Source organism: Aquincola tertiaricarbonis (assembly GCF_000969605.1).
GTDB lineage: Bacteria > Pseudomonadota > Gammaproteobacteria > Burkholderiales > Burkholderiaceae_C > Aquincola > Aquincola tertiaricarbonis.
In genome coordinates this window covers 215,947-242,479 of sequence record NZ_JZUE01000006.1, presented here as the reverse complement: position 1 = coordinate 242,479, position 26,533 = coordinate 215,947, and the positions used below count along the sequence as shown (strand labels likewise).

Sequence of the window (26,533 nt, the reverse complement as noted above, 5' to 3'; positions counted from 1 at the left end):
ATGGACAAGCAGGAACCGTTCGCATGGGGTTGGCGGCAGGCCATCGAAGCGGGCGAGCTGTGCGTGTGGGATCTTCGTCCGAACCTGGAGATGGTGGCCCACTCGCCGCAATGGAAGCAGAAGCTGGGTTTTCCGAAGCCGCATGCCGCCGATCGCACGCACTTCTGGCGCTGCCGGGTGCACCCGGAGGACCTGGACGGCATGCTGGGCGCGATGCGCGCGCACATGCGCGGCGACGAGGCCACCTACGAATCCACCTTCCGGCTGCGCAGCAACGGCTCCGGCTACCGCGTGGTGCATTCGCGCGGGCGTGTCGTGGAGCGTTGCGTGCAGCGCGGTGTGCTGCGCATGGTCGGCACCATGATCGACGTGACCCCGCGCCCTTCCACGCCGGGCGGCGGCCTGCCCGGCGACGGCCCGCGCACTTCACCGGATGCGCCGGCCTTCGAGCGGCCGTTCCACCGGCTGCTGACCGCACGCCCGCCGGACGACGGCGGCCCGCCCGGGGCGGCGTGGACCGCACTGGTGGAGGAGCGCGACCGCTTGCTGGGCCAGGTGGAAGACCTGCTGCACAGGGCAGCGGCGGAACTGCAGGCGCGCGGCCTCAACCCGCCGGCTGGGGCTGGATGAGGGCGAGGATGTTGCCCTCGCTGTCCTTGAACCAGGCCGCCTTGGCACCGCCGGCGGTCACCGCCCCGGCCGCGCTGCGCTCGCCGGGCATGTCGGGGTAGTCCTCGAACACCACGCCGCGCGCCTGCAGCGCGACGATTTCGGCATCCACGTCCGCCACCTGCCAGAAGGCCTGGCTGGCCTGCGAGGTGCCGGCGTTGGGCGTGGGATAGAGGAAGCAGGCCGTGCCGCCCGCGAAGCGGTAGACCACACCGCCGCCGGTCTCCTCATCCGGCTTGAAGCCCAGCTGGCCTTCATAGAACGCACGCGCCCGCGGCAGGTCGGCGGCGGGGATGTAGGCGAAGAATGGATGGTCTTGCAGCATGGTGGGCTCCTGGGGGGTGTCTGCCTATGACGAACCGGGCCCTCCGGAATCGACAGGCGGAAGGCGACTGGGCGTGTCGGCATCGCTTGCGGCTGCCACGGTCAGCAGGATCGTCTCGCCCGTGGCCACCAGCTTCTCGTTCCCGCCGGATTCCGCGAACAGCTCGCAGGCGGTGAAGACCTGATGCCTGCCCGGCTTGACGACCCTGGCCCGGGCGATGAAGCGCTCGCCGACCGCCGGCCGAAGGCAGTTGACCGCGTAGTGCGAGGCCAGCACCTTGCCCACCACGGTGGCCGCCGCGAAGCCGCAGGCCGTGTCGATCAAGGCACCCACCAGGCCCGCATGGAGGAAGCCCGCGTACTGCCCCGCCTCCGGGCGCCAGGGCATGGCAATCGTGGCAGTGCCTGGGCCGGCGTCGATGACCTCGATGCCGCACCACCGGTTGAAGGCTGCTGTGGCATTGACGGCCCGCAGCAGGGCAAGCAGGTCGGTCGACTGCGACATGGCACCACCTCGGAGTGACGGATGCGCCCAATCTAGGCGCAAGCTGGCGATGCGCCTGTCCGCCAAGTGACAAGCGGTCACGCCTGCGTGGCGCGGCGCGCGCCTTGTCAACAAAGCTTCACGCCCGCTCCTTAGCCTGCGCAGGCCCTTCACCACCACCGTGGAAAGCCATCGCGCATGCAGTCCAACGACCACCCCGCTTCCACCCGTCGCCGCCTCCTTCAGGGCGGCCTGGCCCTGGCCGGTGCCACGCTGCTGCAGCGCCATGCGGTGGCCGCCGCGGCCATCGTGACCGCCGAGGGCGACCGGCCGCTGATGGCGCAGGGCATCCAGTTCGGCGACATGACGCTGGGCAACACCCTGCTGTGGAGCCGGGCCGACCGGCCAGCGCGGCTGCATGCCGAGTATTCGTTCGACGAGTCCTTCAGCCGCCCGGTGCGCCTGGTCGGCCCGCATGCGCTGGAGACCACCGACTTCACCGCGCGCATGGACCTGGCCGGCCTGCCCGCCGACCGCACGGTGTTCGTGCGCGCGTGGTTCGAGAGCCTGACCAACGCCGGCGCCTCCAGCGAGCCGGTGCTGGGCCGCTTCCGCACGCCCGCGCTGGCGCGCAACATCCGCTTCGTGTGGGGTGGCGACACCGCCGGCCAGGGCTGGGGCATCAACCCGGCCTTCGGCGGCATGCGCATCTATGAGCAGATGCGGCGCGTGCAGCCCGACTTCTTCCTGCACAGCGGCGACACCATCTATGCCGACGGCCCCATCGCCGAGACGGTGACCGCCGAGAACGGCCAGACCTGGAGCAACCTCGTCACGCCCGAGGTGGCCAAGGTGGCCGAGACGCTGGACGAATACCGCGGCCGCTACCGCTACAACCTGCTGGACGAGAACGTGCGCCGCTTCAATGCGGAGGTGCCGCAGATCTGGCAGTGGGACGACCACGAGGTGACCAACAACTGGAGCGCCAGCAAGAGCCTGGCCGCCGACCCGCGCTACACCGTGAAGGACGTGCCCCTGCTCATCGCCCGCGGCAGCCGTGCCTTCATGGAATATGCGCCGATGCGCCCCTACGGCGCGGCCGAGCTGGAGCGGGTGTACCGCCACATCCCCTACGGCCCGCTGCTGGACGTGTTCGTGATCGACATGCGCAGTTACCGCGGCCCCAACGGCACCAACCTGGAAAGCGCCGAAGGCGAGGCCAGCCGGCTGCTGGGCGGCGCGCAGCTGGCCTGGCTGAAGGACGGGCTGCGCCGCTCGCGCGCCACCTGGAAGGTGATCGCCTCCGACATGCCGATCGGCCTGAACGTGGGCGATGGCCGCGATGCCGGAAGCACCGCCCGCTGGGAGGCCGTTGCCAATGGCAACGATGGCCCGGCCCGCGGCCGCGAGCTGGAGATCGCGGGCCTGCTGCGGTCCATCCGCCAGATGGCACTGCGCAACGTGGTGTGGCTGACCGCCGACGTGCACTACTGCGCCGCCCACCACTACGACCCGTCGCGCGCCGCCTTCACCGACTTCGACCCCTTCTGGGAATTCGTCGCCGGCCCGCTGAATGCCGGCACCTTCGGCCCCAACACGCTGGACGCCACTTTCGGCCCGCGCGTGGACTTCCAGAAGACGCCGCCGGCCGGCCGCAGCAACTTCTCGCCCTTCGCCGGCCTGCAGTTCTTCGGCGAGGTGAACATCGATGCCGCCAGCCGCACCTTCAGCGTCGCCTTCAAGGACCTGGACGGCCGGCAGGTCTACAGCCGCACGCTGGTGCCGGCATGAGCGCCGCCGTCCGGCCGCCCGAAGGCGGCGCTCTTCCCGCCCGGCGGGATCCCGCGCAGCGGGAGGGTTCACCAGTGAGCGCGTCGGAGCTGACCATGAACAAGCGAGACCTCCCGGTACATGCCGCCCGCCTGCTGCTGGCCACCGGCCTGCTGGCCGCCGGGCCGGCGGCCCATGCCCTGACGCTGGTGTCCACGCAGCCGGGCGGCAACGACCTGGCGGTGGTGCTGGACGGCTCGCGCATCGGCATCGACCTGTCGCTGCGCACCGCTGGCAGCGCCAGCTTCCAGCTGTCGCTCGAGGCGGCCGACGTGGGCCAGTGGCTGCCCTTCAACGCGGTGATCGCCGTGGCGCCCGGGCAGGCGCTGCAGGCATTGCGCGTGTCGCTGCAGGGCGCCGCCTTCGCCCATGTCGGCACCGTCACGCCGGCCTTCGGCGCGCTGGCGGGCATCGATGGCGACGACACCCGGCAGACGCTTCGCTTCCAGCCGGCCGAAGCCTTCGGCGTGGACCTGGGTGCACCGTTCGCGCAGGCCGGCACGCAGGACTGGCTGCTGGCCCCGGCCAGCGGCCTGCAGGCCGGCGACCGCTTCACCGTCACCATCAGCGCGGTGCCCGAGCCCGCCACCGCGGCCCTGATGCTGGCCGGCCTGGGCGTGGCGGCCTGGGCGGCGCGGCGCCGCTGAACGCGGCGGGTCCCGTCAGGCCATCTCCATCTGCCGCACCTGCTGCGCCACCAGTGCCGCGATGCCGTCGGCCACGGCGCTGCGTATCTGCGGGCTCAGCAATGCGGCGCGGTCGTTGTCGTTGGCGATGAAGCCCAGCTCCAGCAGCACGGCGGGGCCGTCGAACTTGAGCACCGCCAGGTCGTTGCGCTGCTTGATGCCGCGGTCGCGCAGGCCGGTGGCCTGCACCAGCACCTGCTGCATGCGGCGGGCCAGGGCCTCGTCGTCGCGGTAGAGCACCTCGGTGCCATGCGCAGCGTCCGATTCGGCGTCGTTGAGGTGGATCGAGATGAAGGCATCGCAGCCGGCGGCCCGCGCCATGGCCGCCCGGCGCACCACCGGCGCATGGTCCTGCTCGTCGTCGCGCGTCATGAAGACGTCGATCTGGCGGGCCCGCAGCGCGTCCTTCACTGCCAGGGCGTAGCGCAGCGCCATCGCCGACTCATGGAAGCGGAAGCCGTTCTCCATGTGCGTGGCACCAGGGTCGAAGATGCCGGGCTGGCGGTTGCTCATGCCGTGGCCGGGGTCGATGCAGATCTTCATGACACTTTCTCCTGCGGCCTGGATCGGCCTGAACACAGCCTAGGCGCGACCCCGTGATTTGCCTTCCGCCTGATGGGGGAGGCAGCCCGTGTCACCCGCCGGGGCGTGTCGCACCTCGACGCGGCAGCCCGCACCGGCTGCATCTTCCGTGGCTTGCCGGCATCCGTGCCGCGCCCATGAAGCTGATGTGCATCGCCACCTCATGCAGTGGCGTGTTGCGTCCGGTGCTGCAGCCAGGCGGCCAGCCCCGCCGCGGCGGCGACGACTGCTCCGGCCCAGGCCAGGTCCTGCACCGGCGGCACCGCGAAATGCAGCAGCCGGCGCAGCCCCGGCACCGCCAGGGCCAGGCCGATGGCCACCGTGGCTGCGGCCGCCACGCCCCAGAAGGCACGGGCACTGCGGCCGGCCAGCATGCGCCAGCCGATGCCGGCCGACAGGTTCACCGCCACCAGCAGCAGGTTGCCCGCGGTGAGCCCCGCCACCGCCAGCGTGCGGGCCACGTCGGTGCCGCGGCCGGCGCCCAGCGCCATCAAATAGATGCCCAGCGTGGCCACCAGCAGGCACGCGCCCTGGGCCAGGCCCTGGCGCAGCATCGGCCAGCCCACGATGCCGTCGTCGCCGCGGCGCGGCGGACGCTGCATCAGGCGCGGGTCTTCCGGCGCGCCTTCGAAGGCCAGCGAGCACACCGGGTCGATCACCATCTCCGTCAGCACCACATGCGCAGGCAGCATCAGCGGGGGCAGGCCGAACAGCAGCGGCAGCAGCGCCAGGCCCGCGATGGGCACGTGGATGGCGGTGATGTAGACCATCACCTTGCGCAGGTTGTCGAAGATGCGGCGGCCCATGCGCACGCCGCCCACGATGCGGCCGAAGTCCTCGTCCAGCAGCACCAGCCCGGCGGCTTCGCGGGCCACGTCGGTGCCGCGCACGCCCATCGCGATGCCGATGTGCGCGGCCTTCAGCGCCGGTGCGTCGTTCACGCCGTCGCCGGTCATGGCCACCGTCTCGCCATTGCGCCTGAAGGCCTGCACCAGCCGCAGCTTCTGCTGCGGCATCACGCGCGCGAACACACGAACCCGGCGCACGACGTCGGCCAGCGCGTCGTCGTCCAGCTGCTCGATGCGGTCGCCGGCCACCGCACCGGCGGCGGTGTCGATGCCGGCCTGCCGCGCGATGGCCAGTGCCGTCGCTTCATGGTCGCCGGTGATCATCGCCACCGCGATGCCGGCGGTGCGTGCCTGGGCCACCGCGGCTGGCACGCTGGGGCGCAGCGGGTCCTCGAAGCCGACCAGGCCCAGCAGCGTGAAGTGGTGGTCGTGCTGCAGGGCGGGCGCGGGGCCCGGCTGCGCGCGGGCCTCGGCCACCGCCAGCACGCGCAGGCCTTCATCGGCCAGCCGCCGCACCTGCGCCAGCCAGGGTTCGGCGGCGGCGGGCGCCAGGCGGCATAAGCCGAACACCGCCTCGGGCGCGCCCTTGGCCGCGATGCAGCGATGGCCCTCGGTATCCGTCCATTCGTGCGACATCGCCAGCAGCTCGGCGCTCAACGGGTATTCGTGCGTCAGCTGCCAGTCGGGATGCAGATGTTCGCTGCGCGCCAGCGCGCCGTCGCCGTGCTGCAGCAGCGCGCGGTCCATCGGGTCGATGCCGCCGCGGCGCGAGGCCAGCATGGCGTACTCCAGCAGCCGGTGCACCGCCTCCGGCAGCGGCGCGCCGGGCTGCACGCGCACCTCGATGCCAGCAGCCACCAGCCGCCGCAGCTGCATGCGGTTCTCGGTCAGCGTGCCGGTCTTGTCCACGCACAGCACGGTGGCCGCGCCCAGTGCCTCGACCACCGCCGGCCGGCGCGCCAGCACCTGGACGCGGGCCAGCCGCCAGGCACCCAGCGCCAGGAACACGGCCAACGCCATCGGGAACTCCTCCGGCAGCATCGCCATGCCCAGCGCGATGGCCGACAGCAGCCCCTGCATCCAGTCGCCGCGCCACAGGCCATGCACCAGCGCCAGCGCGGCGCTGCACAGCAGGGCCGCGATGCCGAACATGCGGACCAGCCGCCGCAGGTGGCGCTGCAGCGGCGTGGGCGCGGTCTCGATGCCGGCCAGCGAAGCGCCGATGCGGCCCACCTGCGTCAGCCGGCCGGTGCCCGTCACCTGCACCAGGCCGTGGCCGGCCACCGCCAGCGTGCCGGCGAACACCCACGGCGTGTCGTCGCCGCCCGGCGCGCGGGCTTCGGGCGATGCGGCATCGGCCGTGGCACCAGCGGCCTGCTTGCGCACCGGCATCGATTCACCGGTGAGCAGCGATTCGTCCACCGACAGCCCGGCCGCCTCGCGCAGCACGCCATCGGCGGCCAGGCGTTCGCCTTCGCTCACCAGGAACAGGTCGCCCGGCACCAGCTCGCGGGCGGCCATGCGCCGCACCCGGCCGCCGCGCCGCACCCGCACCTGCGGCGCGGCCAGCTCGCGCAGCGCATCGAGCGCATGTTCGCTGCGCCGCTGCTGCAGCACGACCAGCCCCACGGTGAGCACCGCGAAGCCGGCCAGCAGCAGGCCTTCGCCCAGATCGCCCAGCACCAGGTAGATGGCGGCGGCGGCCAGCAGCAGCAGGAACATCGGCTCGGTGGCCACGCTGCGCAGGGTGGCCGGCAGGCCGTGCCGTTCGCGGTCCTGCAGCTCGTTGGCGCCGTGCACCGCCAGCCGGCGCGCCGCTTCGTCTTCGCTGAGGCCGGTGGCCGGCGCAGGCAGGTCCATGGACGGCGAGTGTGCAGCGCCGCTTCATGCAGCGCCGTCGTGCCCGGCGCCAGGATTGATGCACGTCAACCGGCGGCGGATGCGCGCCGTGGGCTGCCCTAGAACATCGCGCCCCGCGCCGACACCGGCCACACCTGCTCCACCACGCCGGCGCGCACGGCCACCATCCAGTCGTGCAGGTTCACCGTCGGGTCGCAGTGGCCGGGCACCAGGCGCAGCTTGTCGCCCACGGCCAGCGGCGCGGCGCCGGGGCTGCCGACGATCACCGTGTGCTCGTCGGAGATGCCGTCCACCCTCCAGCCCTCGTGCAGCACCTGGGGCAGGCCATGGTCGGTGGCGAAGGCCTTGAGGCCGCCGTCCAGCACCGCCTGGCCCGGCCGCAGGCTGATCACGCTGCACCAGCCGTACAGCGCATGGCTCAGCGCCGGCGTGCCTTCATCGGGCGTGTTGGCCGCATAGTCGGTGTCCATCAGCACATAGGAGCCGGGCTGCACCTCGGTGTACACGCCGGAGGTGGCCTCGATGGCATAGGTGCCGGTGCCGCCGCCGGTGAGGGTGGCGCAGGGCAGGCCGGCCGCGGCCAGCGCCTGCGCCGCCTCGCGGGCCCTGGCCACCGCGCCGCCGATGGCGGCCTGCCGCTCGGCCGGGCTGCGCAGGTGCTGGGCGCTGCCATGGTAGGCATGCAGGCCGGCAAAACGCAGGCCGGGCGCCTGTCCGGCGATGGCCTGGGCCAGCGCCACCGCACCGGCCGCGCTGGTCACGCCGCAGCGGCCCTGGCCCACGTCCAGTTCCACCAACACGTCTAGACAAGTGCCGGCCGCCGCGGTGGCCTCGGCCAGCTGCTGCACCTGCAGCGGATGGTCGGCGCACACCGCCAGCCGGATGCGGCCGGCCAGTGCCGCGGCCCGCCGCGCCTTGCCCGCGCCGATGAGCTGGTTGGTCACCAGGATGTCGTCGATGCCCGCGGCCGCGAAGGCCTCGGCCTCGCCCAGCTTCTGGCAGCACAGGCCCTGCGCGCCGGCCGCGATCTGGCGCAGCGCCAGCGCCGGGGTCTTGTGCGCCTTGCCATGCGGCCGCACCCGCACGCCGGCCTGGCGCGCGCGCTGGTGCACCAGGGCCATGTTGGCCTCCATCGCATCCAGGTCGATCAGCAAGGCCGGGGTGTCGATGTGTGCCAGCACATCGCCCACGGCGGCCGGCGGCGGCGTTACAGGTGTGAACGGGACTTCGCGTGTCATGCGGGCATTGTGGGCCTGGAAGTTGCACGCGGGCTGCACAGCGGCCACGCTATGCTGTGCCAGGCCGTTGCCGAGGCCGCCTGCCGTGAACACCCGATTCCTTGAAACGCTTGTCGTGCTGGCCCGCGTGCGCAGCTTCCGCGAAACCGCGCAGGTGCTCAACGCCACGCAGGCCGCGATCTCGCAGCGCATCGCCAGCCTGGAAGACGAACTGGGCACCGAGCTGGTGGACCGCAGCTCGCGCCGGCTGGTGCTCACCCAGGCGGGCGAGCAGGTGGCGCGGCAGGCCCAGCGCATCCTGCAGCTGGAGCGCGAGCTGGTGCTCAGCACCCGGCCCGAGGCACCGCCGGCCGGGCGCGTGCGCATCGGCACCATCGAGTCGGTGGTGCACACCTGGCTCTCGCCGCTGATCCGGCTGCTGGCCGAGCGCCATCCGCAGGTGAACCCCGACATCACCGTGGACACCGCCCGCCACCTGCAGGACCAGTTCCGCCAGCGCAAGCTGGACCTGATGATCCAGAACGACCCTTATGCCGAGGCCGTGGGCACGCTGGACTACACCGTGACGCCGCTGTGCGAGTTCCCGCTGCGCTGGGTGGGCCGGCCCGACCTGGTCCCGGCCTCGGGCATCGTCACCATCGAGGACCTGGAGCGCGTGCCGGTGCTCACCTTCAGCAAGACCTCCAGCCCGCAGGCGCATGTGCGCGCGCTGTTCATCGACCGCGACGTGGAGCCGCGGGTGTGCAGCTTTCCGTCGGTGGAATCCATCATCCAGCTCGCCGGCGATGGCTACGGCATCGCCGCCATCCCGCCGGTGTTCGTGCGCGAGCAGCTGCAGCGGCGCGAGCTGTTCCAGTGCGACGGGCCGCGCCTGCCGCCGATGGTCATCACCGCCATCAGCGAGCGCGGCGCCTGCTCCGCCGTGCGCGCGACGCAGGACGTCGCCTGCGAGGTGGTGACCCGGTTCTGCGCCCGGGTAGGGCCGGAGTGGGCGCGGCGGCTGGGGCCCGCCGACGCCAGCTGACGCCGGCGGCGCGCGCCGCGCATGCCCCATCCCGGATGTGAGCCGCAGCGGCTGGTGATGTTCGGCCGCTGCGCCAAGCTCTACCGACGAAGGCCGCGTGGGGCACCAGGCCCGCGGCGCAGCCCGGCGCCGGCTACTCCGGTTCCTTGATGGAGCAGTTGGCGTCCGAATAGGGCCCCGACACCTTGACCCAGTTGGCGTCGATGGCCTCGGGGTTGCACATCGTCTTGCCGGTGGCCTTGTGCTTCCACACGTAGTAGAGGCTGGGCTGGGCGGTGGCGGTGCCGGCGATGCCGGCCAGGGCCAGCGCGGTGGCCGCGAGGGCGAGCTTGAACGTCATGGGGACTCCTTGCGTTGGGCAACAGTGGTCACTTGTAGATCAGCGAGTTGCCGATCACCGTCAGCAGGGCCTTGCCCTGGGCCACGATGGCGGTGCGGTAGGCCTCGAAGCGGGCGTCGGTCATCGCGTTGTCGTCCCGCACGCCGCCGCCGGTGTCCGGCGTGCCGCGGAAGAAGTTGGTCATCACCGGCACGTGGATGTGGCCCGCCGGGATGTCCAGCCCGAAGGTGTCGCGCAGCAGGGTGTTGCGGTAGGCACTCTCGTTGGACAGGTAGTCGCCGCCGCCGCCCGATCGCGAGCAGGTGGCCAGGTTGGGCGCCACCACGGTGCTCAGGTCGGGCATCAGGTTCATCACGCCGTTGGAAGGCACGCTGACGGTGGCCACGTCGTTGCAGTCCGGGAAGTAGGCGTAGTTGGTGTGCCAGGTGACGTTGAAGCCCTCGGTGCCCTCGCTGGTGGCGCCGGGCGGGCGGGCCACGCCGGCCTGGGTGCGGCCCGTGACCATCGCCGGGATGGGCATGGAGGCGGTGGTGAACTGCGGCGGATAGTCCTTCATCCAGGCCGTGGTGGCGTCGTAGCCCAGCCAGCGCTGCGGCGGGTTGATGTTGCAGCCCGAGCCGGCCAGGGTGATGGGCGCCGCGCCCGCGGTGGTGATGGTGCCGATGGGCAGCACGTAGGCCGGCAGCCGGGTGGCGCCGGGCGGGCAGTAGACGATGCCGTCGTTGCCGGCCGAGCTGCCGTGGAAGCGGCCGTTCCACTGCTCCAGGTTGAACACGTTGGCACTGCCCTGGCTCATGGTGATCGATGCGTCCACGCGCTTGGGGCCGGGCTGGAAGTAGGGCGCCAGCGTGTCTTCCTGCATGCCCTTGTTGAAGGGGTCGTAGCTCACCGGCAGGATGTAGCTCTCCACATGCATCACGCTGCCATCGGCCAGCGTCACCTGCTTGCCGTCCATCTCCAGCGCGGTGGCGCCGGAAGGATTGCCGTTGCGCAGGCCGGTGTTGGGCGTGCCCGGCACGCCGAGGGTGAAGGTGTCGAAGCCGCTGATGATCATGCGGCGGTACTTCTTGCCCGAAGGGGCGTTGCCTTCGGGCAGGTTGATGTCGTACTGCCCGCGCGAGGCGCGCTCCAGCTGCCACTGCAGGTCGTCGATCTCGGCAGCCGTCATCGCGAAGGAGGGCTTCCACTGGCGCAGCGCCTTGGTCATCTGCACGCGCGCCCAGTACAGCATGCGGTCGTCGCTGTTGGGCAGCACGCTGCCGGCGGGCGAGGCGCGGCGGCCCTGCACGCGGTCCACCGCGGCCTTCCACAGGGCCAGGCCCTCGGCCTTGACCAGGTCCACCGCCTGCGCATAGGTGGTGACGGGGGTGGTGCCATCGGCCGCGCACAGCTTGGTGGCGAAGGCGGGCGCGAAGGTGTCGAAGCCGGTGTCCTTCAGGATGCGGTCGGCCAGCGGCGTGGCATCGGTGCCCACCACGTTGGCGCCACTGAAGGGCAGCGGGGTCTGCAGGCGCTGTTCCTCGTAGGCCAGGGCCACGGCGGTGTCCACGCTGCAGGCCACGGTGGGCGCGGGCGGCGTGGGCGCGGGGGCCGGGGCTTCATCGTCGTCGTCGCTGCCACCGCAGGCGGCCAGCAGCACGGCGGCGGCCAGGGCGGTGAGGTGCGCATGCAGGTGGACGCGCTTCGGTTCGGATCGGGATTGCAACATCGTGACTCCTACTGACACTTGCTTTTGGACTGCCGGGCAACGGTGCATGGGGTGGTCATTCGATACGCAGGCCCTCCGTGTTGGCCCGCGGGCCGGCGGGCCGCGGCGCGCGCAGCAGCACGCCATCGGCCTGCAGGGCGGTGCGCAGCGTCTGCGCGAATTCCAGGGCGCCGGGCTGGTCGCCGTGGATGCACAAGGTGTCGGCGCGCAGCGGCACCGTCTTGCCGCTGAGGGCGCGCACCGAGCCGCCCAGCATCTGCCGCACCTGGGCCAGCGCCTGGCCGGCGTCCTCGATCATGGCGCCGGGCGTGCCGCGCGGCGACAGGCTGCCGTCGTCCTGGTAGCTGCGGTCGGCAAACACCTCCGCGGCAGCCTGCAGGCCGGCGGCCTCGGCGGCGCGGATCATCTCGCTGCCGGCCAGGCCGAAGAACACCAGCGTAGGATCCACGTCGCGCACCGCCTGCGCCAGCGCATCGGCCAGCTTGCGGTCCTTCACCGCCATGTTGTAGAGCGCGCCGTGCGGCTTGACGTGGTTCAGGCGGCCGCCCGCGGCCTGCGCGAAGCCCATCAGCGCGCCCACCTGGTAGACCACCATCGCATAGGCATCGGCGGGAGAGACCTGCATCACCCGGCGGCCGAAGCCCTGCAGGTCCGGCAGGCCGGGATGCGCGCCCACCTTCACGCCCTTGGCCAGCGCGGTGGTGACCACGCGGCGCATGGTGGGCGGGTCGCCCGCATGGAAGCCGCAGGCGATGTTGGCCGAGGTCACGTGGTCGAGCAGGTCGACGTCGTTGCCCATGGTGTAGGCGCCGAAGCCTTCGCCCATGTCGCAGTTCAGGTCGAGGGTGGTGGTGCTCATGTCGGGGCTCCTGGTGGGCCGAGCAGCAGCGGCCGCAGGGCCTGCAGCTGCCGCTCGCGTTCAAGGTGCAGCGCCTGCGCCTGCGCCAGCGTGACGGGCACGAAGCGCAACGCCTGCCGCGGCGCCATCTGGGCCAGCAGCGGCAGGTCCACGCTGGCCACGTGGGCGATCTTGGGATAGCCGCCTGCGCTCTGTCGCTCGGCCATCAGCACGATGGGCTGGCCGTCGGGCGGCACCTGCACGGTGCCGAAGCTCACGCCTTCGGAGATCAGCTCGCCGCCGGGCAGCCGCGGCAGCGCCGGGCCTTCCAGCCGGTAGCCCATGCGGTCGGACTGCGGGCTGAGCTGGTAGGTGGCCTGCGCCATCAGTGCATGCACCTCGGGCGCGAACAGCGCCGCATGTTCGCCCGGCACCATGCGCACCGGCGTCACCGCCTGCGCGGCGGCCAGCGGCACCGGCACGCTGATGTCCTCGGGCAGCACCGCCGGAGGCAGCTCGGCGGGCTGGCCGGCGCCGATGGGCAGGACGTCGCCCTTGCGCAGCGCACGGCCCTGGAAGCCGCCGAAGCCGCCGCGCACGAAGGTGCTGCGGCTGCCCATCACCGGCGGCACCGCGAAGCCGCCGCGCACCGCCAGGTAGCAGCGCAGGCCGTTCACGCGCCTGCCGAAGTCCAGCTGCGCGCCGGCCGGCAGCTGGATGCGTTCGTACATGGGCAGCGGCTCGTCGCCCACCTGGGCGGACAGGTCGGCACCGCACAGCGCGATGCAGGCCGCCGCCTCGAAGCGCAGGCTGGGGCCGGTCAGCAGGATCTCCAGCGTTGCCTCGTCGGCCGCATTGCCGGCCAGCAGGTTGGCCACGCGGTGCGACCACAGGTCCATCGCGCCGCCCACCGGCACGCCGAAGCGCTGCCAGCCGTAGCGGCCCTCGTCCTGCAGCTGCGTCTGCGCGCCGGGCTTGAGCACGGTGATGCTGTTCATGCGGCGTGGGCAGGCGCGGCCGCCGCCAGGGCCTGGTAGGCCGCCTGGTCGATCGGCAGGAAGCGGATGGCATCGCCCGGGCCCAGCAGGCAGGGCGGCTCGGCGGTGGCGTCGAACAGCTTCAGCGGCGTGCGGCCGATGATGTTCCAGCCGCCCGGCGTGGCCAGCGGATAGATGCAGGTCTGGTCGCGGGCGATGGCCACCGAGCCCGGCGGCACCGAGGTGCGCGGCGTGGTGCGGCGCGGCATCTGCAGTGCCGGGTCCAGCCCGCCGATGAACGGGAAGCCCGGCGCGAAGCCCAGCATGTACACCACATGCGGCGATGCGCCGTGGCGGCGGATCACCTCGTCGCGCGGCAGGCCGCGCTGGCGGGCCACGTCGTCCAGGTCGGGGCCGGCCTCGCCGCCGTACCACACGGGCACCTCGAACAGCCGCGGCTCGGCGGCCTGCGCATCGAGGTCGATCTCCAGCCGCTGCTGCACCTGCAGCCGCAGCCGCTCGTAGGGCGTGCCGCCGCTGCCGGGCACCTGCTCGGGCCGGTAATGCAGCGTCACGGTGCTGAAGGCGGGCACCACGTCGCGCACCGAGCGCAGCGGATGCGCCAGCAGGTGCGCCACGAAGGCATGCACCCGGTGGCTGATGCGCAGGTCCACGCGGTCGCCGAAGCCGATCAGCAAGGCGCTGTCGCCCACGGGGCGGATGGGCTCGCTTGGCATGCGGCCTCAGCCCATCGCGCCGGGCAGCACCATCACGATCTGCGGAAAGACCGTGATCAGCACCGTGGCCAGCACCAGCAGCAGGAAGAAGGGGAAGGCCATGCGCGCCAGCCGGAACAGCTGCAGCCCGGTGATGCCCTGGATGACGAACAGGTTGAAGCCCACCGGCGGCGTGATCTGCGCCATCTCCACCACCAGGATCAGGTAGATGCCGAACCACAGCGGGTCGATGCCGGCGGCCAGCACCGCGGGCATCAGCACCGCGCTGGTCAGCACCACGATGGAGATGCCGTCCAGGAAGCAGCCCAGCAGCACGAAGAACACCGTGAGCACCGCCAGCAGCCCGTAGGCCGACAGGCCCAGCGACGAGATCCAGGCCGCGACGTTGGCCGGCAGGCCGGTGAAGCTCATCGCGCTGGTGAGGTAGGCCGCGCCGATGAGGATGAAGGTGATCATGCAGCTGGTGCGTGCCGCGCCCATCAGGCTGGCCACGAACGACGCCCTGGTCAGCGAGCCGCCCAGCCCCGCGATCAGCAGCGAGCCGATGACGCCGATGGCCGCGGCCTCGGTGGCCGTGGCCACGCCGGCGTAGATGGAGCCGATCACGCCCGCGATCAGCAGCCCCACCGGCGCCAGCAGCCGCAGCCGCTTGAAGCGCTCGGGCCAGGACACCTGCTGTTCGTCCTTCGGCACCTTGCCCGGATGGCGCAGCGACCACAGCGCGATGTAGCCCGAGAACAGCACCATCATCATGATGCCGGGCAGGATGCCCGCGGTGAACAGCTTGACGATGGACACCTGCGCGGCTACGCCGTAGACGATCATCACGATGGACGGCGGGATCAGCAGGCCCAGCGTGCCCGCACCGGCCAGCGAACCGACGGCGATGCTTTCGTCATAGCCGCGCGCCTTGAGCTCGGGCAGCGAGATCTTGCCGATGGTGGCCGCGGTGGCCGCCGACGAGCCGCTGACCGCGGCGAAGATGCCGCAGCCCAGCACGTTGACATGCAGCAGCCGGCCCGGCAGGTTCTGCACCCAGGGGCCGAGGCCGGAGAACATGTCCTCCGCCAGCCGCGTGCGGTAGAGGATCTCGCCCATCCAGATGAACAGCGGCAGCGCGGTCAGCGCCCAGCTGGCGGTGGAGCCCCAGCCGGTGGTGGCGAACAGCACCCCCGGCGGCGCCGAGGTGAACAGCATCAGCCCGGCCAGGCCGCAGGCGATGAGGGCCAGCGCCACCCACACGCCCAGGCCCAACAGCAGGAACAGCACCGCCATCAGCACGGCGGCTTGCGCAAGATCGCTCACGGCGTGGGCTTTCGCGAGAAGGGAGGGAAGGCGGCGGTCATTCGGTGCGCGCCACGTCGGCGCCGGCATCGGGCAGCGGCCTGCCGCCCAGGCAGCGCAGCAGGCGGTCGGCCAGCATCAGCGCCAGCAGCGCCATGCCGATGGCCATGGCCAGCTGCGGTATCCACAGCGGCACCTTCAACATGCCTTGCGCCACCTCGTCGTACTGCCACGAGTCGAAGACAAACACCGCGGTGTGCCAGGCGGCCCAGGCCGCCAGCGCGAAGCCGATGGCCGAGGCCAGCAGCTCGAAGCCGCGGTGCCAGCCCCGGGGCAGGAACTGCAGCACCAGCGTCACGCGGATGTGGTCGCCGTGGCGCATCGCGTAGGGCAGGGCGAGGAAGGCGGAGGCGGCCATCGCCCAGGCCGCGAAGTCGTCGGCCGCGGGTATCTGCTGGCCGGCCAGGCGGGCGATGATCTGCGCGGTGATCACCAGGCCGATGGCGGCCAGCGCCACGGCGGCCGCGGCCCCGGAGGCCCGCGCCAGGCGGTCGAGCACGGACATGTCTTGCTCCTTGGCGGTGGATGCCGGGCGGCAGGTTCAGCGGCGGTACGCTTCCAGCACCTTGGCGCCGTCGGGGCCGGCCTTCTTCAGCCATTCTTCGGCCATGGTCTGGCCGATCCTGTTCAGCTCGGGCGCCATCGCCGGCGGCACCGGATGCACCGCGATGCCCTTGCCGGCCAGCGTCTGCGTGAGCTTGGCGGTGAGCTCGCGGCCCATCTGCCAGCCGCGGGCCTCGGCCTTCCTGCCGGCGTCCATCACGGCCTGGCGCTGCTCGGCGGGCAGGGCCATCAGGGCGCGCTTGTTGGCGATGACGATGGCCTGCGGGATGAAGGCCTGCACGTCGTAGTAGTGCTTGACGTAGTCCCAGGCCTGGGTGTCCACGCCGGTGGCGGGCGAGGTGATCATCATGTCGATCACGCCGGTGGAAAAGGCCTGCGGCACCTCGGCCGTCTGGATGGTGGTGGGCACCGCGCCCATCAGCGTGACCATGCGGCTGGTGGAGGCGCTGTAGGCGCGGAAGCGTGCGCCCTTGAAGTCGGCCACGGTGGCCACCGGTGTCTTGGTGTAGATGCCCTGCGGCGGCCACGGCGCGCCGTACACCAGCACGATGCCCTGCTTGTCCAGCCGCTGCGCGATCTGCTCGCGGGCGGCCTTCCACAGCTTCTCGGTGGCGTCGAAGGAGTTGGCCAGGAAGGGCACGCTGTCGATCTCGAACATCGGGTCTTCATTGCCCAGCGCCGACATCAGGAACTCGCCGATCGGGACGATGCCCTGCTGCACCCCGCGCTTCACCTCGGGCCGCTTGAGCAGCACGCTGTTGCTCTGCACCTTGAACTCCAGCTCGCCCTTGGTGGCGGCCTTCACCTCGTCGGCGAACTGCCGCACGTTCTGCGTCAGGTAGTTGGCATCCGGCTGCTCGGCCGACAGGTTCCAGCTGGTGGCGGACTGCGCCGCCAGGGAGCACAGCGCGGCGGCGCCGGCGACGATCAGGCGTTTCATCGGTGTCGTCCTCGTCAAGAAAGGGGTCTGGCGAGTGACTGTCGGTGAACGCTCCCGCAGCGTCCAACGAGAAAAGTTTTAGTGCGATGACAAGTTTTGGTGATGCTGGCGCCAACCGAAGACGGCCACTGTTCCAGCTCCTGTAACGGTGACTTGGTCCGCATGAGGCTTCTGTCTGCGGCCACCCGGCGCCACAGTCCGTCCACGCCGCCGCCACTTGCAAGGCGACACACATGGAGCCCGACATGACCCCCACCCGTCCCGCACCCGCCGCCCCCGTCACCCTCTACCGCCACGCCCTGTCCGGCCACTGCCACCGCGTGGAGCTTGCGCTGTCGTTGCTGGGCCTGCCATGCAGGCTGGTGGACGTCGACCTGGTGCAGGGCGAGCACAAGCGCCCCGCCTTCCTGCGCCTGAATCCGTTCGGCCAGGTGCCGGTGATCGACGACGGCGGCACCGTGGTGCACGACTCCAACGCCATCCTGGTGTACCTGGCCACCCGGTACGACCCCGCTCGCCGCTGGTTGCCGGCCACGCCCGAGGGGCAGGCCGCGGTGCAGGTGTGGCTGTCGGCCGCGGCCGGGCCCATTGCGTTCGGCCCGGCGGCGGCGCGGCTGGTCACGGTGTTCGGCGCCACGCTGGATGCACCCGGCGCCATCGGCCGCGCGCACCAGCTGCTGGGCGTGATGGAGCCGGTGCTGGCCGGCCGTGCCTTCCTCACCGGCGACGAGGCCACGCTGGCCGACATCGCGGGCTACAGCTACATCGCCGCCGCGCCCGAAGGCAACGTGGACCTGGCGCCCTATGCCGCGGTGCGGGCCTGGCTGCGGCGCATCGAATCGCTGCCCGGCTTCGTGCCGATGCCGCGCACGGCCGTCGGCCTGTCGGTGAACGCATCATGATCGCCGCACCCTTCCACGAAGGCGAGCAGGCCGTGCAGCGCCTGGTCGGCATGCAGGCGCGCATGGCCGAGATCGGCCCGCGCGTGATCCGCGACCACATGCCCGAGCAGCACCAGCGCTTCTTCGAGCAGCTGCCGATGCTGCTGGCCGGCATGGCCGATGCGCAGGGCCGGCCCTGGGCTTCGGTGCTGGTGGGTCCGCCGGGCTTCATCCAGGCGCCGGATGCGCAGCAGCTGCTTGTGGGCGCGCTGCCGCTGCCCGGCGACCCGATGGCCGGGCACCTGCAGCCGGGCGCCGAGATCGGGCTGCTGGGCATCGAGCCGCAGACCCGCCGGCGCAACCGTGCCAACGGGCAGGTGACCGCGGTGGAGGCCGGCGGCTTCGGCGTGGCCATCACGCAGTCGGTCGGCAACTGCCCGCAGTACATCCAGCGGCGCGAGCCGATGATGAAGGCCGCCGACGGGCCTGCCGCTGCGCCGGCGCAATCCCTGTCGATGCTGGATGCCGCGGCCCAGGCGCTGGTGTCGCGGGCCGACACGCTGTTCATCGCCAGCCGCGCACCGGCCACGGCCGATCGGCCGGCCGGCGGCGCGGACGTGTCGCACCGCGGCGGCCCGCCCGGCTTTGTCAAGATCGAGGACGCGCACACGCTGCTGCTGCCCGACTACTCGGGCAACCAGATGTTCATGACGCTGGGCAACCTGATGGTGGACCCGCGGGCGGGCCTGCTGTTCATCGACTTCGACAGCGGCGACCTGCTCACGCTCACCGGCCGCGCCGAGCTGGTATGGGACGGCCCCGACGTGGCCGCGCTCGACCGTGCGCAGCGCGCGGTGCGCTTCCAGCTGCAGGCCGGGTGGTGGCTGCCGCGGGCCCTGCCGCTGCAGTGGCGGCGGATCAGTTGAGGAACGGATCGGCCCGCAGGCTGGCCACGGCCATGTCGATGAAGCCGCGCACCTTGCCGGTGGCGCGCCGGCCTTCCAGGTGCACCACATGGATGGGCAGCGGCGCGGTCTCGAAGGCTTCCAGCACCGGCACCAGCGTGCCGTCTCGCAGGTGCGGCGCGGCCTGGTAGCTCAGCAGGCGCGCAATGCCCAGGTGCGCCAGCGCGGCGGTGATGACCGAGCCGTTGCTGGTGGTGCGCAGCCGCACCGGCAACGGCAGCACCAGCGACCGTCCACCTTCGTTGAAGCGCCAGTCGGCCACCGGCGTGTTCACCCCGGCGGACAGCAGCGTGTGGCCCGCAGCCAGGTCGGCCGGATGCCGCGGCACGCCGGCCGCGGCCAGGTAGGAAGGTGATGCCACCAGCATGCGGCGCACCCGGCCCACCCGCACCGCCTGCAGCGATGAGTCGGGCAGCTCGCCGATACGCACCGCCACGTCGATGCCTTCTTCCACGATGTTGACCATGCGGTCGAGGAACAGGCATTGCGCCTCCACCTGCGGATGCTGCTGCAGGTAGCGCGCCAGCACCGGCACCACGTAGAGCTGGCCGAACAGCACCGGCGCGGTGATGGTGAGCGTGCCGCGCGGCGCGGCATGGGTGCCGGCGGCCGCCACCTCGGCCTCCTCGATCTCGGCCAGGATGCGCCGGCAGTCCTCGGCATAGCGGGCGCCGGCATCGGTCACCCGCACCACCCGCGTGGTGCGGGTGAGCAGCCGCAGGCCCAGCCGTTCTTCCAGCTCCGCCACCGCCCGCGTGACCACCGGCGGCGACAGATCCAGCTTGCGCGCCGCCGCGGCAAAGCCGCCGGTATCGACGACGGCGACGAAGACGGTCATGGCATGCAGGCGGTCCATCGGGCTGCATTGTGGCGGCTGGCTGCGCGGTCAAAAGTCACCGCTTTGGGGCCCTCGGCCGCGCTTATCGTGGTGCCCCGCCTGCGCAGTCTGGCCAGGCGCGGGGGATCAAGAACAAGCACGGAGGACATTCCTTGAAGATTCTCGAGGCAAGCGCCTGGCGCATCGGCGCGCTGGCGGGGCTGGGCCTGCTGGCCGGCTGTGGCGGCGGCGGTGGTGGCGAGGGCGATGCGGGCACGCCGGCCAGCGCCGCCTTTTCCGCGGAGGGGGTGTATGGCGGCGCGCTCAATGGCAGCAGCGCGCTGTCGCTGCAGATGCTGGTGCTGGACAACGGCCAGCTGTGGGCGCTGTATGGGCAGCAGTCCAACGGGCGCTTGCTGGTGTCGGGCTTCTTCCAGGGCGGCAGCAGTGCGTCGACCAGCGGCATCCGCGCCACCGACCTGCGCGACTTCGGCACCGCGCCGCCCATGGTGCTCAACTTGAGCGCCAGCACCGGCACGGCCGCCGGGACCTTGGCCGGCACGCTGGCCACGTCGCAGGGCTCGGCCAGCTTCAGCGTCGGCCCCGACCCCAGCAGTACCTACCGCTACGAGGCCCGTGCGCTGCCGGCCATGGTGCAAGGCAGCTGGACGCTCACCACGCTGCAAGGAGAAGTGCAGTCGGTGACGGTGGCGGCCAACGGCAACCTCACCGCCAGCGGCTTGAGCGGCTGCAACTTCAGCGGCACGGTGCTGCCGCGCGCCTCCGGCAAGAACGTCTTCGACGTCACCCTGCGCTTCGGCCCCGCCCCCTGCGCCCTGCCCAACCAGACCGCCACCGGCATCGCGCTGGCCTATCCGCTGGACAACGGCAGCACCCAGCTGGTGGTGGCAGTGCATGACGCCGGGCGGACGGCGGGGACGGCGGCGTTTGGGGTGAGGTGAGGGGGGTGGAATGAGTTAGGGGCGGTGCAATTGGCGCATTGCACGGAAGGGAGTAGGGGGTTCGATGGTGCGGACCGGCTCCCCCGATGACCGCTCCGTTCTCCTGACCGGTCAACCGCGCGACGCCGCGGCGTCTATCGCCGCTGAATGACGCTGTGACCGGCCGCGAACTGGCACTACCGACCCTGAACGGACATCCGCTGTCCTAATCTCGCCGCCGCCGGTCGGAGCCGCACACAGGCCCCGTTGATCCCTGAAGGAGCTGGAGCGCTATCAGTCCACCAAGCTAGCGCTTGCCGGTATATGGCTCAACGAGCACCGCCTTCATCCGATAGCCGCTGGCGCCATGCTCGCTGCTCGTGCGTGCAACCCGCAAGACCCCGCTGATCCAGACGGTGCTCATCGCAGTGAACCCCTTGACAGGGCGCTCAGAACGCACGTGCACGATCTGGTTGGCTGCGGGCGGGGGCGAGTGAATGCAAGCCCCGAAGTACGGCACCAGCAAAAACTCGAGCAATCCCTCGCGGCTGGTTTCCAGCGGCACAACGAAGCCAGACATCCTTATAGATCGACCATCCAATGAGGCGATGACCGGTGCGGTATCCAGTACCTGGCGCAGCCGCTCATTCAGCTTTTTGACCCTGGGGTCGGAATCGTCCAGCCCGGCCATCTCATCAAGGTTTTTGAACGATCGCAGCGGGTCCCAGCCTGGCGGGGTGAGGGCATTCCAGCCCACCACCTCATAAGGCGTTGGGCTGTTGGCAAGTGCCACGTCGGCATATGCGGTGATCGCGCAAAGCTGAAGCACTCGGCGGCGAGAAAGGAGTGTCACAGGCAGCACCACCATGTAAGCGCCGGGACGCAACAAGCTTGATTGCGTCCCGGCATGCTGCGAGCCCCGGCCTACTTGACCAGAGTCGCAGCAGAAGAAGCGGGCAGGATCGTGGCGCCCGCGATCGCGGTACCAGAGAATGAGGCGACGATTTCCTCTCCCACCGTCAGCTTGATGCTTGCGTCCCGCGCACAGCGGGCAACGCCGACGTCATTGGTAGTGGCCGTGCAGCTCGCCTTGCTCGAGGTACCGGTGAAGATGATGGCCTGACCGGCCACCGGACCCCAACCGGTGGTCAGCCGCGCCGACACGTCTTTGGCAGTAGGCCCATCGGTGGGCTGCTCCAGCTTGGCAACCTGCCAGACCGGAAGCGGCGTGGCCGGATCGACCTTTGCAGCGTTGGCGGCTGAGCACTGCCGCAAGATCGCAAGGCCTTGCAGGATGCGCTCCTGGCCAATGACCAACGGGCTGGGCTTGGAGAGGCCATTCTGGTTGATCTGTTCCATCAGGCGCAGCGTGCCGTCGAAGACCGGGTGGTTCTGCATGGAGGCGGTCACGTTCTCCGTCCTGGCCAGGTCGTAGGTGCGCTCGACCGAGTACAGGTAGTTGTCAGCCGCAGCCTTGTTGCCAGGCATCGCCGATCCACCGACCAGAACAGCCTTCACCGGCTTGCCGTTGTCCTTGACGGTGACGATGCTGCTCAGCGAGCCGGGCGTGTGGCCAGGCGTGGAGAACAGGATGACATCGCGTCCGCCCAGCGTCAGGCGAACCGGCTCCACCTTCGATGAGTCGATCGTCTCAGGTGCGTACGTTTTGCGCGCCGCATCCGCTGAGCCGGTGAGGATTCGAGGGCTGTACAGGTTCTTGAGCTCTTGTGCGCCGCCGTCGTGGTCGCCGTGACCATGCGTCACGATCAGGTCCTTGAAAGGGAGCGCCGTGCTGACCCCGAGGACCGACAACGCAGGCACCGTGTAGGTTTGGGCTTCCTGGGCGTTGTTGAGGGAGTCGATCACCAAGAACCCCTCGCCGGAGCGAAAGATGTACTGCCCAACGTGGTGGCTGCCGATGTACCAAACATCATCGAAGAGTTGGGTCAGGGGCACCCGGTTGATGGCCCCGTTGCGAACCTCGTTGCGAAGCTCCACGTTCTCTTCGGGGTACATGCAGTAGTAGTTCCGATAGGTGTTCAGCATGAACTCGTCGTTCAGCGTGTTCCTATGCGAAGCCGCAATGTGGCGGTCGTACTCACTGGCGAACGCGGGGTCAGCGGTGTAGGCCGGCAAGGCTGAAAACCGATCGACCACGGGCGTGTCATCGTCGCCATCGCCGTTGCCGCAGCCGCTGAGTGCCGCGATGAGCACCGCCACGCCTGCAGCGATTCCGGTCAAAGTCCTGTTCATCGTCTCCGTCCTTCTTTGGTGGGTGTCTTGTTGACGTAAAACGAGCGCCGGCAGGCGCTCGCGTTCAGGGGAGTCAGTCGGCTTTGGCGCCGGTCTCCTTGATCACGCGCGCCCAGCGGTCACCCTCTTGGCGCATGTAGTCGACGTACTGCTTCTGGGTGCCGCCCAAAAGGATCGAGCCCTGGCTCTCCAGCCGGTCGGTCAGCTCCTTGTTCTGCAGCGTCTTGGTCAGCGTGGTGGCCACCTTGGTGACGATGTCGGCCGGCGTGCCCTTGGGCAGCATCAGCCCTTGCCAAGCACCCATGTCCATGGTGTTTTTGCCGGTCACTTCACGCAGCGTCGGTACCTGAGGCAGCAGCGCAACGCGCTTGTCATGCGTGACCGCCAGCGCCCGCAGCCCGCCGCCCTTGATGTGCGGCATGGCTTCGTTGATGGGCAGGAACATGAACTGCGTGGCACCGGCCAACAGATCGGTGACTGCAGGAGCGCTGCCCTTGTAGGCGATGTGCGTGCCCTCGATCCCCGTCTCCTTGGCGAACAAGGCGCCCCCCAGGTGGAGCAGTGCACCCGTGCCCGATGAGCCGTAGTTCAGCTTGCCCTTCTGGCCCCTGGCCCAGGTGATGAAGTCCGTCGCGTTTTGGGCCGGCACATCCTTGTTGACCACCAGCACCAAGGGAATGGTGGCGGTCAACGAGACGGGCACGAAGTCGCTGTACGGGTCAAAGCCCGGCGAGGAATACAGCGATGGCGCCAGCACGACGGCCGAGGTCGCGTAGAACATCGTGTAGCCATCCGGTGCCGCGCGCTTGGCCTCCTGCGCGCCCAGGTTGCCACCGGCACCACCTTTGTTCTCGACCACGATGGTGGCGCCCAGGTCCTTGCCCAACTGTTGGCTGACCGCTCGTGCGTTGATGTCGGCCGAACCGCCGGGTGCGAAGCCCACCATCATCCGAATAGGCTTGGAGGGGTAGTTCTCCGCGGCGGCCGTGGCCACGGCCGTGGACGCCAACATGGCCGTCACCGTGAGCATCGCGAAAGGTTTGAAAAGCGTGAACATGGACGTCTCCGGTATGCGTAAAGGAATCAGACCAAGCCGAAGCGCTTGAGCGTGTCGGTCAGGTTCAGCAGCTCGGCCGTGGTGGCGCCTTGGTCGATCGCGGCGCGCTGCTTGGCCTCTTTCTCTTCACGAGCAAGGCTGTTGCTGATGGCGAACTCAACTTCGTTGCGAGCGACCACCACCAGCCCGTCGCGGTCGCCAACGATGATGTCGCCCGGGTGGATCTGGACGTCACCCATGACGATGGGCACGTTGACCTTGCCGGGCTGGTTCTTGCCGGTCCCCTTGATCGACAGCCCGCGGCAGAACACGGGGAAGCCCAACTCGATGATGAGGTTGGCGTCACGTACACAGCCACTGATGACCAGGCCAGCGATACCCAGCTTCATCGCCTGCAGCGTCAGCACGTCACCCCAAGGCCCAGCTTCCATGAACCCCTTGGCGTCCACGACCAGCACATCGCCCGGCTTTGCCTTCTGGACGGCGTAATGCAGGATGAGGTTGTCCGCCGGCCGGGCGTCCACAGTCAGCGCCGGACCGGCTAAGCGCACGGTCGGATCGATGGGTTTCATGGCGCTGTCCAGGGCGCCCTTGGCGCCCTGTGCTTCGTAGATGGTGGCGGCGCCGAGGTCGCGCAGTTGTTTCAGTTGCTCAGTGGTGGACATGGAGTTCTCTGACGGGTAGGGGGAGGAAGCGAAGGAGCTGCGATGCCGCAGCGCCGAGGGAATCAGGCGGCTGAAGCTGCGGCTGGGCGATTGGCGAGAAGCCAGTCGAGGGCCTGGTCCACCGAAGGCGCGTCACTGGGCAGCGGCTGAACCTCTAAGGCAGCAGCGGTGTCCAAGAAGCGCTGCTCCACGCCACGGAGCACCACAGAGGGCAGTCCTTGGGCGACAAGCTCAGCTTGTGCGTCATGCACCTCGTGCGCTCGCCGCTTGGCGTGGATCACATGGGTCCGCACCAGCATGTCGATGAACGAGCGGAGCGGGGTGTTGTCGATGTCGCTCAGCTGCTCGTACAGCTTGCCCCGCACCCCTTGCTTTTCAGCGCTCATCAGGAGCTCAACGCACAGCGCTTCCATGCCCTTGGTAAAGACGCTGCGCAGGATCTTGAGGGACATCGCATCCCCCGCACTGCCGCCCTCAATGACCTGAACCTTCCCGCCAGCGTGTTCCAGCGCATCCTTGAGCTTGGAAGTTCCGGTGCCAGCCACGAGCAACGGTGTTCGCACCAAGTTGAGGGAAATGGCACCCATGATGGCGGTGTCCACAAACTCAACGCCTGCAGCTTTCGCCAGTGCGGCGCCTTGCCGTTTGACTGCCGGGCTTGCGGTAGTGAAGTCCGCCACCGTAGCGCCCTTTCTCAGGAAGGGCAGGATCTGTTGCAGCACGGGCAAGGCGGTCGTGCCAGTGACGCACGACAGCACGAGGTCCGCATCAGACAGCCAATCGCCCGCGCGTTCCCGGATCGTCAGGCCCAGCGATTCTGCAAGCCGGCGTGCTGCATCCGAGACGTGTGCTTCGCACAGCAGAAGACGGTGGCCAGCCGCATCAAGCGGGGCGGCGTAACACCTGCCGACCTCACCAAGCCCAACGATTGCAATGTTCATCTCGCGACCTCTCAAGAGCCCATAGAGTACAAACGAAGTACAAAGAGTACAAGGTGAGCCGGGTTTATACCTATCCAATAAGGCCGCGCGCCGTTACGGGAGACATTTCGAGTACAAACATCAGGGGTGAGCGGCTGAGCGGGGGCTGCCGCTGGAGCGCCGCTCTAAAATCGCTGGAAGCGAACACACACCCCATCCATGAGAGTTCAGAACGGGCGAGACAAGGCTTACGAGGTGCTCAGGCAGCGGCTGGTGGGCGGTCAATACGAGCCGGGAGAGCAGCTCAAGGAAGAGCCGCTTGCACGCGAGCTGGGCTTGAGCCGCACCCCAGTCCGCACGGCATTGAAGCGTCTGGTCGAAGACGGCTTGGCCACTGACGCCGCGGGTCAAGGCATCCGTGTCGCCGAGTGGAGCGAGTGGGACGTGGAAGAGACGTTCCAGCTACGAATGCTGTTGGAGCCCTATGCCTCGTTCCTGGCAGCAAGCCGTGGCGGAGCCGACTTGTGCGAACGGCTTGAGGGGAGCAATCGGGCGATGGCGGCGGGCATCGCGGCAGGCACCGGTGGGATTGAACAGGTGCAGCTCGCCAACCGAGACTTCCACCATGCCTTGCTGGAGGCTTCAGGCTCGCCTCGCCTGCGCGCCATCTTGATGACGATGATCGACATGCCCATCATCAAGCGGTCGTTCTATATCTACACCGAGCAGGAGCTTGAGCAAAGCCTGCACCACCACCGTGACCTGACGCTGGCGGTGGCAGCGCAGGACGGCGAGCTGGCGCGTCAAGTGATGCAGCTGCATTTGCGCATGTCCTACCACCGGTTCATGCGGCATCGAGATCACTACCGACGTGAAGGAACAGAAGCGAAGGGCGCTTAAACAGGCTGTTGGCGCTGGCCGATCACCGGACGACAGAGGCACAGCCCACAAAGTGTCGTTCGCTTCGCAGGAGATCCTGCTGCAGCGGCAACTTCGGCGATGGCGGCGAGGTGCCATCCGGCCCCGCGTCATAGTCATCGA

General features: G+C 69.9%; 27 protein-coding genes. 8 read left to right on the top strand and 19 right to left on the bottom strand.

Annotated features, from left to right (window positions below; genetic code table 11):
* A complete protein-coding gene (locus VO99_RS09635) occupies positions 1 to 630 on the top strand; it encodes a PAS domain-containing protein (protein WP_046112608.1) in 630 nt (209 codons plus the stop codon).
* Here VO99_RS09635 and VO99_RS09630 read toward each other — a convergent pair.
* Positions 605 to 994 carry a VOC family protein gene (locus tag VO99_RS09630; RefSeq protein ID WP_046112607.1) on the bottom strand — a complete coding sequence of 130 codons (390 nt, stop codon included), beginning with the start codon at positions 992 to 994 and terminating at the stop codon, positions 605 to 607. The genes VO99_RS09635 and VO99_RS09630 overlap by 26 nt on opposite strands.
* A 24-nt stretch (positions 995 to 1,018) precedes the next feature.
* Positions 1,019 to 1,498, bottom strand: coding sequence for a PaaI family thioesterase (locus VO99_RS09625; protein ID WP_198156905.1), 480 nt, complete (start codon positions 1,496 to 1,498; stop codon positions 1,019 to 1,021).
* A gap of 177 nt (positions 1,499 to 1,675) precedes the next feature.
* On the opposite strand from VO99_RS09625, the gene VO99_RS09620 reads away from it, so the two are divergent.
* Both VO99_RS09620 and VO99_RS28735 read left to right on the top strand, forming a co-directional pair.
* On the top strand, positions 1,676 to 3,268 hold the full coding sequence (locus VO99_RS09620; RefSeq protein WP_046112606.1) for an alkaline phosphatase D family protein: 1,593 nt from the start codon (positions 1,676 to 1,678) through the stop codon (positions 3,266 to 3,268).
* A 95-nt stretch (positions 3,269 to 3,363) separates the two neighbouring features.
* Positions 3,364 to 3,954 (top strand): PEP-CTERM sorting domain-containing protein, encoded by a 591-nt coding sequence (locus VO99_RS28735; RefSeq protein ID WP_052736224.1) that lies wholly within the window; start codon positions 3,364 to 3,366, stop codon positions 3,952 to 3,954.
* 15 nt (positions 3,955 to 3,969) lie between these two features.
* Here VO99_RS28735 and VO99_RS09610 read toward each other — a convergent pair whose 3' ends face one another.
* The 3 genes from VO99_RS09610 to VO99_RS09600 form a co-directional block, all read right to left on the bottom strand.
* Positions 3,970 to 4,536: an N-acetylmuramoyl-L-alanine amidase gene (locus VO99_RS09610; RefSeq protein WP_052736223.1), complete on the bottom strand. Its 567-nt coding sequence runs from the start codon at positions 4,534 to 4,536 to the stop codon at positions 3,970 to 3,972.
* 200 nt (positions 4,537 to 4,736) lie between these two features.
* A complete protein-coding gene (locus VO99_RS09605; RefSeq protein WP_046112605.1) occupies positions 4,737 to 7,283 on the bottom strand; it encodes a cation-translocating P-type ATPase in 2,547 nt (848 codons plus the stop codon).
* A gap of 98 nt (positions 7,284 to 7,381) precedes the next feature.
* The gene (locus VO99_RS09600) at positions 7,382 to 8,521 is read right to left on the bottom strand and encodes a DSD1 family PLP-dependent enzyme (protein ID WP_046112681.1); all 1,140 of its coding nucleotides are present in this window, start codon (positions 8,519 to 8,521) and stop codon (positions 7,382 to 7,384) included.
* A gap of 85 nt (positions 8,522 to 8,606) precedes the next feature.
* On the opposite strand from VO99_RS09600, the gene VO99_RS09595 reads away from it, so the two are divergent.
* Positions 8,607 to 9,545: a LysR family transcriptional regulator gene (locus VO99_RS09595; protein ID WP_046112604.1), complete on the top strand. Its 939-nt coding sequence runs from the start codon at positions 8,607 to 8,609 to the stop codon at positions 9,543 to 9,545.
* 133 nt (positions 9,546 to 9,678) lie between these two features.
* Here VO99_RS09595 and VO99_RS09590 read toward each other — a convergent pair whose 3' ends face one another.
* From VO99_RS09590 to VO99_RS09555, 8 genes are read right to left on the bottom strand one after another with little or no spacing between them, the layout of a single operon-like run.
* On the bottom strand, positions 9,679 to 9,885 hold the full coding sequence (locus tag VO99_RS09590) for a hypothetical protein (RefSeq protein WP_046112603.1): 207 nt from the start codon (positions 9,883 to 9,885) through the stop codon (positions 9,679 to 9,681).
* Positions 9,886 to 9,913: 28 nt separating this feature from the next.
* Positions 9,914 to 11,593 carry a PA0049 C-terminal domain-containing protein gene (locus tag VO99_RS09585; protein WP_232315322.1) on the bottom strand — a complete coding sequence of 560 codons (1,680 nt, stop codon included), beginning with the start codon at positions 11,591 to 11,593 and terminating at the stop codon, positions 9,914 to 9,916.
* A gap of 55 nt (positions 11,594 to 11,648) precedes the next feature.
* Positions 11,649 to 12,452 (bottom strand): LamB/YcsF family protein, encoded by an 804-nt coding sequence (locus VO99_RS09580; protein WP_046112602.1) that lies wholly within the window; start codon positions 12,450 to 12,452, stop codon positions 11,649 to 11,651.
* On the bottom strand, positions 12,449 to 13,429 hold the full coding sequence (locus tag VO99_RS09575) for a 5-oxoprolinase subunit C family protein (protein WP_046112601.1): 981 nt from the start codon (positions 13,427 to 13,429) through the stop codon (positions 12,449 to 12,451). The genes VO99_RS09580 and VO99_RS09575 overlap by 4 nt, the downstream gene beginning before the upstream one ends.
* Complete coding sequence (gene pxpB / locus VO99_RS09570; RefSeq protein WP_046112600.1) at positions 13,426 to 14,145, bottom strand: 5-oxoprolinase subunit PxpB; 720 nt, start codon at positions 14,143 to 14,145, stop codon at positions 13,426 to 13,428. Before pxpB ends, VO99_RS09575 begins: the two co-directional genes overlap by 4 nt.
* Positions 14,146 to 14,151: 6 nt before the next feature.
* Positions 14,152 to 15,450, bottom strand: coding sequence for a TRAP transporter large permease (locus VO99_RS09565; RefSeq protein ID WP_046112599.1), 1,299 nt, complete (start codon positions 15,448 to 15,450; stop codon positions 14,152 to 14,154).
* Between the two features lie 37 nt (positions 15,451 to 15,487).
* The gene (locus tag VO99_RS09560) at positions 15,488 to 15,994 is read right to left on the bottom strand and encodes a TRAP transporter small permease (protein WP_046112598.1); all 507 of its coding nucleotides are present in this window, start codon (positions 15,992 to 15,994) and stop codon (positions 15,488 to 15,490) included.
* Between the two features lie 36 nt (positions 15,995 to 16,030).
* Positions 16,031 to 16,993, bottom strand: a complete 963-nt coding sequence (locus VO99_RS09555) for a TRAP transporter substrate-binding protein (protein WP_046112597.1) — start codon at positions 16,991 to 16,993, stop codon at positions 16,031 to 16,033.
* Between the two features lie 245 nt (positions 16,994 to 17,238).
* Between VO99_RS09555 and VO99_RS09550 the strand changes: the two genes are divergently transcribed.
* Both VO99_RS09550 and VO99_RS09545 read left to right on the top strand, forming a co-directional pair.
* The gene (locus VO99_RS09550; RefSeq protein ID WP_046112679.1) at positions 17,239 to 17,895 is read left to right on the top strand and encodes a glutathione S-transferase family protein; all 657 of its coding nucleotides are present in this window, start codon (positions 17,239 to 17,241) and stop codon (positions 17,893 to 17,895) included.
* The gene (locus VO99_RS09545) at positions 17,892 to 18,800 is read left to right on the top strand and encodes a pyridoxamine 5'-phosphate oxidase family protein (protein WP_046112596.1); all 909 of its coding nucleotides are present in this window, start codon (positions 17,892 to 17,894) and stop codon (positions 18,798 to 18,800) included. Before VO99_RS09550 ends, VO99_RS09545 begins: the two co-directional genes overlap by 4 nt.
* Here the strand turns inward: VO99_RS09545 and VO99_RS09540 are convergent.
* Positions 18,793 to 19,695 carry a LysR family transcriptional regulator gene (locus tag VO99_RS09540; protein ID WP_046112595.1) on the bottom strand — a complete coding sequence of 301 codons (903 nt, stop codon included), beginning with the start codon at positions 19,693 to 19,695 and terminating at the stop codon, positions 18,793 to 18,795. The genes VO99_RS09545 and VO99_RS09540 overlap by 8 nt on opposite strands.
* 134 nt (positions 19,696 to 19,829) lie before the next feature.
* Here VO99_RS09540 and VO99_RS09535 point away from each other — a divergent pair, with 134 nt between their 5' ends.
* The gene (locus VO99_RS09535) at positions 19,830 to 20,618 is read left to right on the top strand and encodes a hypothetical protein (RefSeq protein WP_046112594.1); all 789 of its coding nucleotides are present in this window, start codon (positions 19,830 to 19,832) and stop codon (positions 20,616 to 20,618) included.
* A gap of 286 nt (positions 20,619 to 20,904) precedes the next feature.
* Here the strand turns inward: VO99_RS09535 and VO99_RS09530 are convergent, their stop codons facing one another.
* The 5 genes from VO99_RS09530 to VO99_RS09510 all read right to left on the bottom strand — a co-directional run bounded on the left by VO99_RS09530 (position 20,905) and on the right by VO99_RS09510 (position 25,513).
* Positions 20,905 to 21,465, bottom strand: a complete 561-nt coding sequence (locus VO99_RS09530) for a DUF3299 domain-containing protein (protein ID WP_083440478.1) — start codon at positions 21,463 to 21,465, stop codon at positions 20,905 to 20,907.
* Positions 21,466 to 21,521: 56 nt separating this feature from the next.
* A complete protein-coding gene (locus VO99_RS09525) occupies positions 21,522 to 22,850 on the bottom strand; it encodes an MBL fold metallo-hydrolase (RefSeq protein WP_083440477.1) in 1,329 nt (442 codons plus the stop codon).
* A gap of 73 nt (positions 22,851 to 22,923) precedes the next feature.
* Positions 22,924 to 23,907 carry a Bug family tripartite tricarboxylate transporter substrate binding protein gene (locus tag VO99_RS09520; RefSeq protein WP_052736221.1) on the bottom strand — a complete coding sequence of 328 codons (984 nt, stop codon included), beginning with the start codon at positions 23,905 to 23,907 and terminating at the stop codon, positions 22,924 to 22,926.
* A 26-nt stretch (positions 23,908 to 23,933) separates the two neighbouring features.
* Positions 23,934 to 24,572: a 4-carboxy-4-hydroxy-2-oxoadipate aldolase/oxaloacetate decarboxylase gene (locus tag VO99_RS09515; RefSeq protein ID WP_046112591.1), complete on the bottom strand. Its 639-nt coding sequence runs from the start codon at positions 24,570 to 24,572 to the stop codon at positions 23,934 to 23,936.
* A gap of 62 nt (positions 24,573 to 24,634) precedes the next feature.
* On the bottom strand, positions 24,635 to 25,513 hold the full coding sequence (locus VO99_RS09510) for an NAD(P)-binding domain-containing protein (protein WP_046112590.1): 879 nt from the start codon (positions 25,511 to 25,513) through the stop codon (positions 24,635 to 24,637).
* 198 nt (positions 25,514 to 25,711) lie between these two features.
* On the opposite strand from VO99_RS09510, the gene VO99_RS09505 reads away from it, so the two are divergent.
* Entirely contained in the window at positions 25,712 to 26,392 is a 681-nt protein-coding gene (locus VO99_RS09505) for a GntR family transcriptional regulator (RefSeq protein WP_046112589.1), read from the top strand.
* Positions 26,393 to 26,533 lie beyond the last annotated feature (141 nt).